Origin of the sequence: Prolixibacter sp. SD074 (genome assembly GCF_009617895.1) — a bacterium.
Taxonomy (GTDB): Bacteria; Bacteroidota; Bacteroidia; order Bacteroidales; family Prolixibacteraceae; genus Prolixibacter.
Window position 1 is genome coordinate 637,139 of the sequence record NZ_BLAW01000001.1, and the last position, 12,435, is coordinate 649,573.

General features: G+C 46.9%; 9 protein-coding genes. 2 read left to right on the forward strand and 7 right to left on the reverse strand.

The window, feature by feature from the left end; genetic code table 11:
* Positions 1–5 precede the first annotated feature (5 nt).
* The 4 genes from GJU82_RS02695 to GJU82_RS02710 form a co-directional block, all read right to left on the reverse strand.
* A complete protein-coding gene (locus GJU82_RS02695) occupies positions 6–764 on the reverse strand; it encodes an arylamine N-acetyltransferase (RefSeq protein WP_194830947.1) in 759 nt (252 codons plus the stop codon).
* Between the two features lie 130 nt (positions 765–894).
* Positions 895–1,344, reverse strand: a complete 450-nt coding sequence (locus GJU82_RS02700; protein ID WP_153630741.1) for a hypothetical protein — start codon at positions 1,342–1,344, stop codon at positions 895–897.
* Positions 1,345–1,569: 225 nt separating this feature from the next.
* Positions 1,570–3,306 carry a VTT domain-containing protein gene (locus tag GJU82_RS02705; protein WP_153630742.1) on the reverse strand — a complete coding sequence of 579 codons (1,737 nt, stop codon included), beginning with the start codon at positions 3,304–3,306 and terminating at the stop codon, positions 1,570–1,572.
* Positions 3,307–3,666: 360 nt separating this feature from the next.
* Entirely contained in the window at positions 3,667–4,296 is a 630-nt protein-coding gene (locus GJU82_RS02710) for a GIY-YIG nuclease family protein (RefSeq protein WP_228488537.1), read from the reverse strand.
* 483 nt (positions 4,297–4,779) lie between these two features.
* Between GJU82_RS02710 and GJU82_RS02715 the strand changes: the two genes are divergently transcribed.
* Complete coding sequence (locus GJU82_RS02715; protein ID WP_194830948.1) at positions 4,780–5,571, forward strand: SPOR domain-containing protein; 792 nt, start codon at positions 4,780–4,782, stop codon at positions 5,569–5,571.
* Positions 5,572–5,861: 290 nt separating this feature from the next.
* Here GJU82_RS02715 and GJU82_RS02720 read toward each other — a convergent pair whose 3' ends face one another.
* The 3 genes from GJU82_RS02720 to GJU82_RS02730 all read right to left on the reverse strand — a co-directional run bounded on the left by GJU82_RS02720 (position 5,862) and on the right by GJU82_RS02730 (position 11,139).
* Positions 5,862–6,284 carry a hypothetical protein gene (locus tag GJU82_RS02720; protein WP_153630744.1) on the reverse strand — a complete coding sequence of 141 codons (423 nt, stop codon included), beginning with the start codon at positions 6,282–6,284 and terminating at the stop codon, positions 5,862–5,864.
* 278 nt (positions 6,285–6,562) lie between these two features.
* A complete protein-coding gene (locus GJU82_RS02725; RefSeq protein ID WP_153630745.1) occupies positions 6,563–7,843 on the reverse strand; it encodes a DEAD/DEAH box helicase in 1,281 nt (426 codons plus the stop codon).
* A gap of 380 nt (positions 7,844–8,223) precedes the next feature.
* Entirely contained in the window at positions 8,224–11,139 is a 2,916-nt protein-coding gene (locus tag GJU82_RS02730; RefSeq protein WP_153630746.1) for an FAD-binding and (Fe-S)-binding domain-containing protein, read from the reverse strand.
* 303 nt (positions 11,140–11,442) lie between these two features.
* On the opposite strand from GJU82_RS02730, the gene pta reads away from it, so the two are divergent.
* Positions 11,443–12,435, forward strand: coding sequence for a phosphate acetyltransferase (gene pta / locus GJU82_RS02735; RefSeq protein WP_153630747.1), 993 nt, complete (start codon positions 11,443–11,445; stop codon positions 12,433–12,435).

The following is a 12,435-nucleotide window of genomic DNA, read 5'->3' on the forward strand; positions in this document are numbered from 1 at the left end:
AAGGGCTACTTATTCAAATACCGTCCGAAATACGTGAAAAGAAGCGTGTTGAATTCCTCTTTACTGTTCACTGGTTTTTCCTGCGTCATTTCCTGTTTTCGACTGATTGTGAGCAGGTCATCGGTTAAGGTAATGCGTCCACCATCGGTTGGAAGGGTAATCATTCGCTTTTGCGTGAAGTGTGAATCGGGGCTGGTTTGATGATATTGGCACATGGCCTCAAATTCCTGGTATTCCCGGTGTTTGTTTTCAAAAATGTAAACCGGCTGCCAGACCTCTTTCTCTTGTTTGTTTACCCGGTAGTAAATTTCTTTGTAGCGGTCAATCCGGAATATTCCTCTTTCATCATGTTGTGGTGCCGTTGTATCAAGTTGAAGCGGCGCAAAAGCAAATTCTCCGAATCCAACATCGGTGAGATAATCGGTGCCATCAATGGAAACAACGACGGCCAGGTGATCATATTCCGGTGCATATTTACCGTGGTGAAGTACCCGGACGGAAATGCGCCGTGTTTTAAAGCCAAGTTCGCTGAGGAGTTCATAAAACAAGCCATTCAGCTCGTAGCAAAACCCTCCTTGGTGTTGGAGGACAACCTTGTTATAAATGGCCTCCGTATTCAAATGGATGGAAACTTTCCGGTGAATGTCCAGGTTCTCGAATGGAACATGGAGCAAATGTGCTTTTTGTAGTTGCGTTAACGTTTGAAGGGATACGGAGGTCTGACCGTTATAGTGAATGCGTCGGAGGTAATTTTTTGTATTCATCAATTTTCGGCGGTGCTTTATGTACATTATATTATTGTTCAATTCATTCAGCTAACTATTGCATGGGCCATTTTGTCGAAAATGAGCATATTCGAAACTGATAGCTCTCAGGAATTCTCTTTTCAGTTAGTTAAATCTGCACTTCGTAAATCCCCAACTGGTTGCGGGGAATGTTTCTCACCACGAATGCTCCAGTTTCAGGAATATCCTCTACCAAATCGAACTGCTTGCAATTTTGGTGAAGTCCCGAAAATACGAGCGTGATACGGTGAAGTTTATTTTTGTCAGGAACAGGATACCAATCAGGATACAGCGAAATATTCCAGGCAGCCATCAATTGGCTGCGGTAATTATTCTCGCGGTCGATGAGATAGGTTGTTGGCCAGATACGAACCGGACCAATAACGCCCGAAAGTGTTCCGGGTAGGATGGTACATTGCAGTATTATCTGTCGCTCCCGTTCTGTCTGCTTCAGAAGTTTCAGGGAGTGGTGCCTCGATATCAACCGGAAATTATCCAGTTCTTCGTTAGCGACCCGCTTTTCCTGCTGGTGGCTGTTTTGGGGGGGAAATTCCTTCATATCCTAAAGCTAAGAAATTTAGATCAGGAATGGAAGAGCTGAAGACCATGAAATAGAGTGAGATGGCGTTAAAATCATTTTTTTAACAATTGGCCCTTCCTGTCGGGCATCATTTTCATTGCAGCTTTTCCTCATCGGGTTATCTCTGTCGAAAGCCTATTTATCCGATTTCATCAAACAATCAAAAGGTTCGCCCCCATACATTGATAACAAGATGGTGTCTTTCTAGCTCGCCGGCGGATATTGATCGATGAGTTTGTTCTGTTTTTTGGCGGCTTTCAGGAAATCGATGATCGTCATGGGTTTGTAGCCGCGCGAACGGTTCAGGTCGCCGACTTTGAAAAGCAGGCTTTGCGATTTGAACAGCGCTTTGTACAGTTTGAAGATGGAAACCTCGGGATCCCAGGCGCTGATGGCTTCCGAGCCTGCGCCGTTGATTTCGATGATGGAAAATCCTTCGCCTTTTTGCAGCAGTTCGGTCGATTCGAAGCGCACATCGAAGCGGCCGAAGTAGAACTCCGGCATGCTTTTCGCGATGGCATCGAAGCGCCCGGTCAACTCCGGGGTAATCAAATGACTGGCATCGCGGTAGAGGCCGCCTACGCGGATGCTCCCGATAAACGACAGCCGAATCAGCTCACCATCGGCCGGCACCATGTCGAGGTACTGCTTTTCGAGGCTCATGTGTTCTGTTTTCCCGCCCAGGTAATAATTGGCGCGGGTTTTCATGCGCGGGTTGTTGCGGATAAGGTCCCGCAGGGGCGATGTCCCGTCGCCGTACACATACGGGAAATAGCGCAACGTCACCGAAATCACCTTACCGTGTTCTTCGCCCGGATAACGGACGTAAAAAATACCCGCTTCGCCGTCGTGTTGCACCGGGCGCTGCAGCAGCAGTTTTTCCCCGGTAGGGTATTCATCCAGGTAATGAAGCAGGTGGGCATCCTCTTCCACCAGGCGTACGCCGTAGCCCTGCCAGCCTACGTCGGGCTTCACCACTACCGGGAACTCCAGCCCTTTTTCCTTCATCAGCGAAAGCGCGTCCTGCAAATCGGCATCCACGCCCTTGCCGTTTCGTTCGAAGGTCACAAACTCGGCTACCCATTGCTGGTGGTTGCCGCCAACCTGTTGCATGATATCGCTCTTCGACTCGCCCCAGAAACCACCGGTTTCAATCATGGGGTTCGACACAGTGGGCAGGGTCAGTGAACGATAACGCGCCGACAGGAATAACCAGCGTAATCCTACCGGGATATAAAATAATCCGTTGGGGAGGCGTTCGGCCAACGAAACGAGCCGTTTCAGCCCGTCGGGTGACGGCATCCCGGTATGCCGGTTTTTCCGTCCGGACTTATAGGTTTTCATCATTTTCAAAAATGAGGGAGCTTCGCCGTCGTCGAGTGCCCGTTCGGTCACCTTGGCAAACTTCGGTTTCAGCAGGCTGGTGGAGGCGAATACGATAACGATGATGGCGACCAGTATCCACGCCCAGTAGTTCAGGTGGACCAGCACCAAATCGCCAAAGACAATCACCAGCGTAAGGGCGATGGAGGTGTACACGCCGCCGATAATGGTCGACAGCAGGGTGAACCGTCCCAGCGGGATTTTGAACCAGCCGCATGCCACGAAAGTAGGGAAGAGGAGGCCGGGAGTGAGGCGGCACATGACGAGTACCTTCGTCAGGTTCGATTCAATCCAGTTGTGGAGCCGTTCGACCTTAGGGCCGATGATTTTCCGGCGCAGCCAGGCGTTCTTCTGGGCGAACCGTCCGAGCAGGTAAATCAGCACATCGCCGGCCACAATTCCCGTGTAAACGGCGGTGTACACCAACACGAGGGGCACATGGTGTTCGACACGCGAGAACCCGGCCGCCAGTATGGCAGCATCCTCGTGAATAAAGGTTAAGAAGAATATTGCGAGAAAATGCTTTAACCATGTGAGGTTAAAGAGTAATGTTGTCATATCTGCGTCGTTATGATGTACCCTTTTTGTCGTCAGGCTCTGCCAACGGTGCGCCTTTCACCGGAACTAAAGTACTCAATTTGTTTTATTATTTATCAGGTAGAAGTTGAAAAATGCTGTTGGCCCGCTGGCCCCTTCATTACCTGCTTGTTTCCCCATTAGACAGCCGGGTACCCGCTTCGTTACACACGCTCCGCGTATTTGTGAATGGTATTGCCCGGTGTACCGGTTCTGGTGGTGGTTATCCGTTGCATTCCAGCCCATTGAAGCAAACGGCCCCTTTTGTGTGACCGGTGACGGCCGTTGTATTGCAACTGACGGTCGATATTTGTCCGGAGACGGTCGTTGTATGTCCGAGTTTCATTGCATTATCTGAAATTCAGACCTTTTGATTTTCAAAATACAAACTACCGCAATATGCACCAACTCTTCCAATCTATACGCCGAAATCTTCTTAGAAAAAGGTTGTAAAACTTCCATTGCGTTTTTCTTCGCAATAATTTCTTTTGGGATACTTTCAGAGGGATTAATTTCGAGAAAATTATCTAGTTTATATGTTTTCCATTCACTCATTGGTGTTTTGTTTTTAGCGTTGCCTTCGAGAGCCTCAGGCAACGGTTGGTTGTCTTTCGGGTGGGTGAGGTTCTCGAAGGCACCTTTCATCTTCCCGGAGCCACCCTTATCCCGATATGCCTTTGCCAACTCCGGAGGCATATCCATGTTTCCGTTTATCAGCGCTTCCTTCTTTTTCCGGCTCCAGCCTTGTTCCTGTTTTTCGCGATAAAAGGCATCGTCTATTCTTGCGTATTCTTCATAATAAACCAGGCGTACAGGCAAATGCTTCCGGGTATGGTTAGCTCCCTCGCCTGATTGGTGCTGTGCAAGCCTTTGCTCCAAATCTTTTGTGCTTTCGGTGTAATTTATAGGCGGCCGAGCTTGTTGAGGCCCGCCGGTTGCGGTAGGTATCGGCAATTTTTTTGATATCGTCACCCGAAAGTTCCCGGGTGCGGCGGTTAATTAAATACACGAAAACGTGTCCCAGCACATCGCATGTTTTTCAGGATGGGATAATTGTCTGAACCAGGATGGCGAAGATTGACATGATTACGCAGACGGGTGGCAATGGCATTGTCGGAAACGTGGTACATGATTTTATATTGACGGTTTATATTGCGTTTCCGGTTCCGCCGCCATTAACAAACCTTCATCATTCAAAGTCAACTTACCTTTAAATGCCTTTTGGCTTAAACTGCCATACAGGTTTTCCAATTCCTGTAAACTTTGTTGGTATTTTTGACTGAATATAGAAACTTCCTTTTTATGATAATAACTTGTGTTTTTTATCTATCTTTATTCTTGTTAATTTGCAGTTTTAATTCCGCTCAACTGTCGAAATGGAGGCCACCGTGGCAGTTTGGAAAAAATAACTTATAATTTTAAATATCAACAAAAATGGAGTTTAAACGGATTTACATGTTGATCCTGACCGGATTTTTTGCCTGGCAGGCAAGCGCATCGAATTTATCGAATAATCTGATCATTATTGGTTCTTTTCATCACAAAGCCAATGCTGTCCGGCAGAAGAAGAAGATGGTTCGCAAAGGTTATCCATGTAACATTTATTCGTATCACACTTTTTATCGTGTTGGACTGGGGCCTTATGCCAGCCGGGGACAAGCCATTAGCAAAAGAAATGAGCTGGTTTTAGAGAAAGACATTGTTCCCAAATCATGGGTTTTGGATCTCGGTCAATTTGCATTAGATGCTACTGATTCAGATTCTCGTTCTGCATCGTTTTCAATTGTTGTCGGCTCATTCCAGGTTTATCGCAATGCTATTCGTCTGCAAGATAGATTAAAACAAAATGGTGAGTTAGCTATTGTTGATCATACTCAAAATGGAATGTATCATGTGCAAGTTGGAAGTTATTCCTCGTTGCATAACGCCAAAGACGAGATGCGTAATTTTATTAGCGAAGGAAAGATTGACAAGTATTCGTTTATCATTGCTATTAGAGAAAATAGAATAGTGGTCAGTCAAAATAATCCACTTGCAGCTAGCGGTTCAGCTTCCAGTAATGTGGATTCAAAGCCACTAAACAGCCAAGCTGATTTTTCTACTAAGGAGGATATAACAATGAATTCGAATGATGTGAATGAATCAGCATCAGATTCAATGGGAGAGAAGGATTTGTATGATAATTCCACTCGTGAGGTAGCGACGAAAAAAAACTGGTCGCATTGGGAATCGGTTATTAAACATTAGGCAATAAAACATCCATAACGGGATAATGAAAGAGGGTGTCCGAAAAGTTGAATTGGAAAAGTGTTTACTTTCAAATTGAAAGCAATCTTGGATTTACCCCTCCTCCCGATGGACATCGGGACTCCCTAAAGGTGAGGCTTAAAGTCCCCTTCAGGGGATTTAGGGGTAAATAACTAAAGCTGTACTTACAATTTGATAGTTCTGAAAATGCTCTTTGGACTTTTCGGACACCCTCTTTCATATTGCATCTGTTAATGTCGTTAAGATTTTCTCGTCTTTCCCAATATTTTTTATTTTATTTTTGCCAAACGAGTAGTGACTTTTGCGGTTCTTTTTGAATAGAAGGGCCATAAGCCACTAATTTTTTCTTCATAGCGGGGATAGATGATAAAGTCATAATCTGGATGGTCTTTAATGATTTTGTGCAAAGCCTCTCTGCTGGCACAATCGGCACTCGGCGAACCAATGATGGGAACACCTCCACTTTTCGTGAAGTATCCATCGGGATGATGACCGGGAGCAAATAGTCTTGACCAATCTATCATGAGTATTTTTACCGATTTTCCTTCGGCGCTGAATTGTGCAGATAAATCCAAATCGGTCCGGTCAAAATGCACATAATTTTCCTGACGCTTCATGCCATAGTTCATCATGGTGCAGCTGGATACTGACATTCCGAAGGCGGCGATAGCCACAAGTAGTAGTCTCTTCATCTTTTTGATTTATTAGATTAAATAATTTTATGACTCCTCGTTCCTTTCATCATTCTTTTCGTAATATTCTAACCATGTCCATAATGGTCTTTTTTTAAAGAAAGAGAACAAAGTTTATGTAACCGAAAATACTATTTTTGTTTATATTGACCAATCCGGTATATCCCGCCAGAATGATGACACTTAAGATGGCTGAAGTCTTTTAAGTGGTATAATGAAGATTGCTTCCAATGGGTAAGTAATCTTATTAACTCAACCATTGGAACAGCCTCGGTTGTTTACGAATTTCGTTTCTGCGAATAAATGCGTGGCCGTTTTGGCCGACTGTTTCTTCCTTCGTTGCTATTCCGATTAGCTTGCCGCTGGCCCTTAAAAGACCTTTGTGGTTTCGCCTGATGCAATACAGGGGCTTCCAATCCATCACTTAGATAAGGATGTTCAGCTACCACCGGAATATTTTGAGCAATCAGCTTTTGAATATCTTTCAGGTAGGCCTTTTCCTCTGTATCGCAAAACGACATGGCAATACCACTGGCGCTGGCCCGTCCGGTCCGGCCAATGCGGTGAACGTAGGTCTCGGGAATGTTGGGCAGGTCATAGTTGATGACATGCGACAATTCTTCCACATCGATACCGCGTGCGGCGATGTCGGTTGCCACAAGAACGCCCATCCGGCCGCTTTTGAAACTTCCCAGTGCCCGTTGACGCTGACCTTGCGATTTATTGCCGTGAATGGCTCCGGCATTGATGCCTGCTTTTTCCAGTATCCTGACAATCTTGTCTGCTCCGTGCTTGGTGCGGGTAAAAACGAGCGCCGAATTCACTGACTCATTTTTGAGCAGGTGCACCAGCAATTTCGGTTTGCCCTGTTTGCTGACGAAGTATACCGACTGCTCTACCTTTTCGGCAGTGGTTTGCCTGGGCTGAATAGTTACCCTCTGCGGGTTGCTGCCCAACAGTTTGTTCGACAACTTGACAATGTCAGGCGGCATGGTAGCCGAGAAGAACAGTGATTGCCGTTTGGCCGGCAATTGGGCAATAATTTTTTTAATGTCATGAATGAAGCCCATGTCAAGCATTTGATCGGCTTCGTCCAGCACTGAGTATTCAATATCTTTTAAGGAAACATATCCCTGGTTCATCAGGTCGAGTAAACGGCCCGGCGTGGCGACCAAAATGTCGACACCTCTCTTTAACGTCTGAACTTGCGGGCCTTGTTTTACGCCGCCAAAAATAACGGTATTCCTGATGCCGGTATATCTGCCGTACGTCGAGAAACTGTCTGCAATCTGAATGGCAAGTTCCCTTGTGGGTGTTACAATGAGCGCCTTGATTTTGCGCTGACCATTATCTTGTTTCCTTTTTTGATATAGATGTTGCAGGATGGGAATGGCGAAAGCGGCAGTTTTGCCGGTGCCAGTCTGTGCACAACCGAGCAGGTCTCTTCCTTTCAATAAAATGGGGATGGATTGTTCCTGAATCGGGGTGGGTTTTGAATATCCCTCAGCAGCAAGTGCTTTCAGGATAGGTTCGATAATCTCTAATTCTTTAAATGTCATATATTATATGTAGATCAAGGCGGCTAAGGTAGTGTAATTAATTGGATTTACTGTTACGAGCAGATTAAGGCGGAAAAAGGTTCATGCGATAGAAGTCGATAATTTGTCAGTCAGCGCAGAATAACGTGTAAAACACCACCAACAGGGTGAAAGATATTACCAGAAAAGAGGAAGGGCAGGAAAGAAGGAAGAGGCGTGTTCCGGTATGATAATTAGGGATAGAAAGTTTATGCCATGGATGTCATCTCTCATCATAACATTCAAAAAGGGATGATATCCTTTGGGCTCCATCAGGCTGTTGATTATGGTCAACCGGAAAAAAGGTTGGGCGCACCGCAATTGTGATACGCCCAATTAGGAACAGTATATTTTCATCGGGCTTACGCCAGCGCTTCGTACATGATTTCGATGGGATGGATGGCTTTCCGGCCGGTTCCGTCTTTGATGTGGTGACGGCAACTGGTTCCAGGGGCCGTAATAATGGTTCCGCCCGCCGATTTCCGTACTTCCGGGAAAAGTACCATCTCGCCGATTTGCATCGACAGTTCGTAGTGTTCCTTTTCGTAACCGAACGAACCGGCCATCCCGCAGCATCCCGATTTGATTTCGCTCACCTGGTAATTGGGCGGCAGCGAAAGCATTTGTTTCGTTGGCGTCGTGGAGGCCACCGCTTTTTGCTGACAGTGTCCGTGCAATTTGATTTCGCGTTGGGCCGTGGTGAATGATTCCGGTGTGATATTTCCCTTGTCCATCTCTCGCACGAAGAACTCTTCGAACAGCAGGGCATTTTCGCCCAATAATACGGCAGCTTCGCGTAACGGTTCGTCTACCAGTTCGGGGTATTCGTCCCGGAAGGTAAGAATGGTCGATGGCTCAATACCGATCATCGGTGTTTCCACCGAAATCTTATCCTTCAGCATACGCACATTGTCATTGGCTATTTTCTTCGACTCGCGCATGAATCCTTTCGACAGGAACGTCCGTCCGCTTTCGCGATGTTTCGGTATTTCCACGGAATAGCCCAATTTCGTCAGCAACAGAATGGCCTTGATGCCGATATCCGATTCCTGGTAGTTGGTAAATTCATCGGCGAAGAGGTATACTTTGCCTTTCGAACCCTTCGGTTGCCGGTTTTTGTTTGCCCAGCCTTTCAATGTTTTACTCGTGAAGGCCGGCATCGAACGTTTGGGATGAAATCCAATTAACCGTTTGGTGAGGCCCATGTTCATATTCCAGTTGGAAATGGGAGCGAAGAAGGAAATCAATCCGCTCATCCGGGGCAACCAGGCAATCAACTTTGAGCGAAGCGGCGCACCGTGTTCGTCGTAATAATATTGCAGGAATTCGGCTTTGAATTTCGCCATGTCGATGTTCGACGGACATTCGGCTTTACATGCTTTACACGAAATACACAAATCGAGCACCTCGTAAACCTCCGGATGATCGAGCGGTTTGTCATTCTCGGAATGGTGCAGAAATTCGCGCAAAATATTGGCCCTTCCGCGTGTCGATTTGTTTTCATCGCGCGTCGCCATAAACGTGGGGCACATGGTTCCGCCCACCACCTCCGATTTGCGGCAGTCGCCCGAACCGTTGCATTTTTCCACCGCCCGCAAAAATCCTTTTGTGGAAGAGAAATCGCTCACGGTTTCCACTTCCGGATAATGGTTGTTGAGGTTGTACCGAAGATTTTGGGTGATGGGCGGCACATCGGTAATTTTACCCGGGTTGAGGATATTCCACGGATCCCAGGTTTTCTTCAGTTCCTTGAAAAGATCATAGATTTCTTCTCCGAACATAAACGGGATGAATGAACCGCGCAACCGGCCGTCGCCATGTTCTCCCGAAAGGGAACCCCGGTATTTTTTTACGAGGCCGGCCACATCCTGTGCCAATGTAGAATACAGCTCCTGGTCTTCTTTCTTCTTCAGGTTCAACAGCGGACGCAGATGGATTTCCCCGGTAGCAATGTGCGCGTAAAAAACACATTGTAATCCGTGACCGTCGAGTACCTGTTGGAATTCGGCCATGTACTCCGGCAGTTTGTAAGGACTTACCGCTGTATCTTCGATAACCGTAGTACTTTTCCGGTCGCCCGGAATATTGGATAGCAATCCGAGACCGGCCGTACGCAGGTTCCAGACCCGCTGAATTTGTTCGTCACCAAAGATGAGGGGGAAGTGATAGCCGTAACCGGCCTCTTCCATATCTTTCACCAGCGCCCTGTGAATCGCTTCAATTTCCTCCTTCGTATCGCGGGCAAATTCAATCACCAGCACGGCTTTTGGCCCGCCTTGCAGGAAAAACCGGCTTTTACTGTGTTCAATATTTTCCCTGGTACACTCAATAATAATGTCGTCCATCATCTCGATGGCACCCGGATTGTGTTTAAGCGCTACGATATTCCCGCGAAAAGCATCCTCCAGTGAGGCAAAATGCGCAGCTATCACTCCTTTTACTTTCGGCGGAAGCGGAATCAGGTTCAACTTGATGGAAGTGGAGAAGGCAAGGGTTCCCTCGGAGCCTGCCAACAGCTTGGCGATATTAAATGGCACCCCGTTTCCAATAAACGGGTCAGTGTCCATCAGGATGTCGATGGCATAGCCCATGTTACGGCGGGTCACACTCTTTTCAGGGTAAACCTCCTCGATTTTCCGGCGGGTATCTTCATTCTCCAGCATCTCTTTCAACTGGAGGTAGATTTTCGTTTCCAGCTTTTCCGGATCACCGTTACATTTGGCCTCAAATTCTTCTTTAGATAAAGGGCCAAAGGTGACTTCCGAACCGTCGGCCAGGAAAGCTTCCACTTCCAATATATGGTCACGTACACTTCCGTAGATGAGCGAATGCAGTCCACAGGAGTTGTTTCCCAGCATGCCGCCAATGCGGCAACGATTGGCTGTTGAGGTTTCCGGTCCGAATTGTAATCCGTAAGGTTTCAGGTAGATATTCAACTCCGCCAGGTTAACGCCCGGCTCCACACGCACCCACTTTTCTTCCTGGTTAAATTCCAGAATGCGGTCCATGTACTTGGAAATATCCATCACGATGCCGCTTCCTACTACCTGTCCCGCCAATGATGTTCCGGCAGCACGCGGAATAACCGAGAGCCGATTTTCGCGGGCATATTTCAGAATGCGGATGATATCGGATTTATTTTTGGGAATGGTCACGGCCACGGGCTTTTCCCGATAGGATGATGCATCGGTTGCGTAGATGATGCGGTGTACCTGGTCGGTAAAGAGTTCGCCCTCCAGTTCACGGGCCAGTGATTCGAATCGTTCGGTACTTGACATGTTTTAATGATTTGGTGAAGCTAAGATACAAAAGATCGGGAATGCGGCTATCAATTTATTTATAGGCATTAAACGCCTTGTAAATTAGGGATTAGAGCGCTGTTTTGGTAGTTTTGTTTTAATCCTGAAGTTGTCATACAACCTACCAGGGCGTCGCGAATCGCCTAAGGATGTAAAATTAGAGTAAGTTATCATTCGTTAACGAAAACATGACTTTGTTACATTTTAAGAATAGGCTATTTTCCGTAATTTTGCGATAATTTTTGAAGGTTGAAGTCAAAAGTTTTAAACGACATATAGTAAATGAAATTATTGGATCAGATTAAAGAGCAGGCCCGGAAGTTGAACCGGACGATTGTCCTGCCGGAAGGAGCGGAGATTAGGACATTAAAAGCCACCGACATTATTCTGAAGGAAGGTATTGCGCGCATTGTTTTGCTGGGTGACCCGAATATGATTGCTCATGAAGCAAAGAAATGCGGCGCCAATATTGATGGTGCAGAGATTATCAATCCGCAAACCAGCGGTCGTCGTGACGCTTACGCTGATATGATGGTGGAAATCCGGAAGAAGAAGGGGTTGACCAGGGAAGAGGCATTGGATATGCTGAATGATCCGTTGACCTACGGACCGATGATGATCAAGGCTGGCGATGCTGACGGAGAGATTGCCGGTGCGATTAATGCTACTGGCGATGTGTTGCGTCCAGCTTTCCAGTTTGTGAAAACCATGCCGGGTGTTAGTGTTGTTTCCGGGGCATTCATGATGTTCCTGAAGGATAAATCATTTGGGCACGATGGCGTACTGGTATTTGCTGATTGTGCGGTAATGCCCGATCCGGATGCACAGCAATTAGCCGAAATTGCGGTAACCACAGCCAAAACGGCCAAAGCAATCGTGGGTATGGAGCCAAAAGTAGCCATGCTTTCCTTCTCGACAAAAGGTAGCGCCAAACACGATTTGGTAGACAAAGTTGTTCAGGCAACCAGGCTGGCGCAATCCATGGCACCCGAGTTGAAAATCGACGGCGAAATGCAATTGGATGCAGCCCTGGTAAAAGAGGTTGGCGAATTAAAAGCTCCGGGAAGTGAAGTGGCCGGTCAGGCCAATGTGCTGGTTTTTCCCGGACTGGAGGCCGGTAATATTGGTTACAAGCTGGTGCAGCGTTTGGCTGGCGCTGAAGCTGTGGGACCGGTACTGCAGGGAATGGCTGCACCCATCAATGATTTGTCGCGCGGGTGTTCGGTAAGTGACATTGTGAATATGGTCGCCATTACTGCCAACCAGGCACAATAA

Coding starts and splice junctions, on each gene's coding strand:
- GJU82_RS02700 (WP_153630741.1), bottom strand. CDS start 1,344: ATGAAGGAATTTCCCCCCCAAAACAGCCACCAGCAGGAAAAGCGGGTC.
- GJU82_RS02730 (WP_153630746.1), bottom strand. CDS start 11,139: ATGTCAAGTACCGAACGATTCGAATCACTGGCCCGTGAACTGGAGGGC.
- GJU82_RS02720 (WP_153630744.1), bottom strand. CDS start 6,284: ATGAAGAGACTACTACTTGTGGCTATCGCCGCCTTCGGAATGTCAGTA.
- GJU82_RS02695 (WP_194830947.1), bottom strand. CDS start 764: ATGAATACAAAAAATTACCTCCGACGCATTCACTATAACGGTCAGACC.
- GJU82_RS02725 (WP_153630745.1), bottom strand. CDS start 7,843: ATGACATTTAAAGAATTAGAGATTATCGAACCTATCCTGAAAGCACTT.
- pta (WP_153630747.1), top strand. CDS start 11,443: ATGAAATTATTGGATCAGATTAAAGAGCAGGCCCGGAAGTTGAACCGG.
- GJU82_RS02705 (WP_153630742.1), bottom strand. CDS start 3,306: ATGACAACATTACTCTTTAACCTCACATGGTTAAAGCATTTTCTCGCA.
- GJU82_RS02715 (WP_194830948.1), top strand. CDS start 4,780: ATGTTGATCCTGACCGGATTTTTTGCCTGGCAGGCAAGCGCATCGAAT.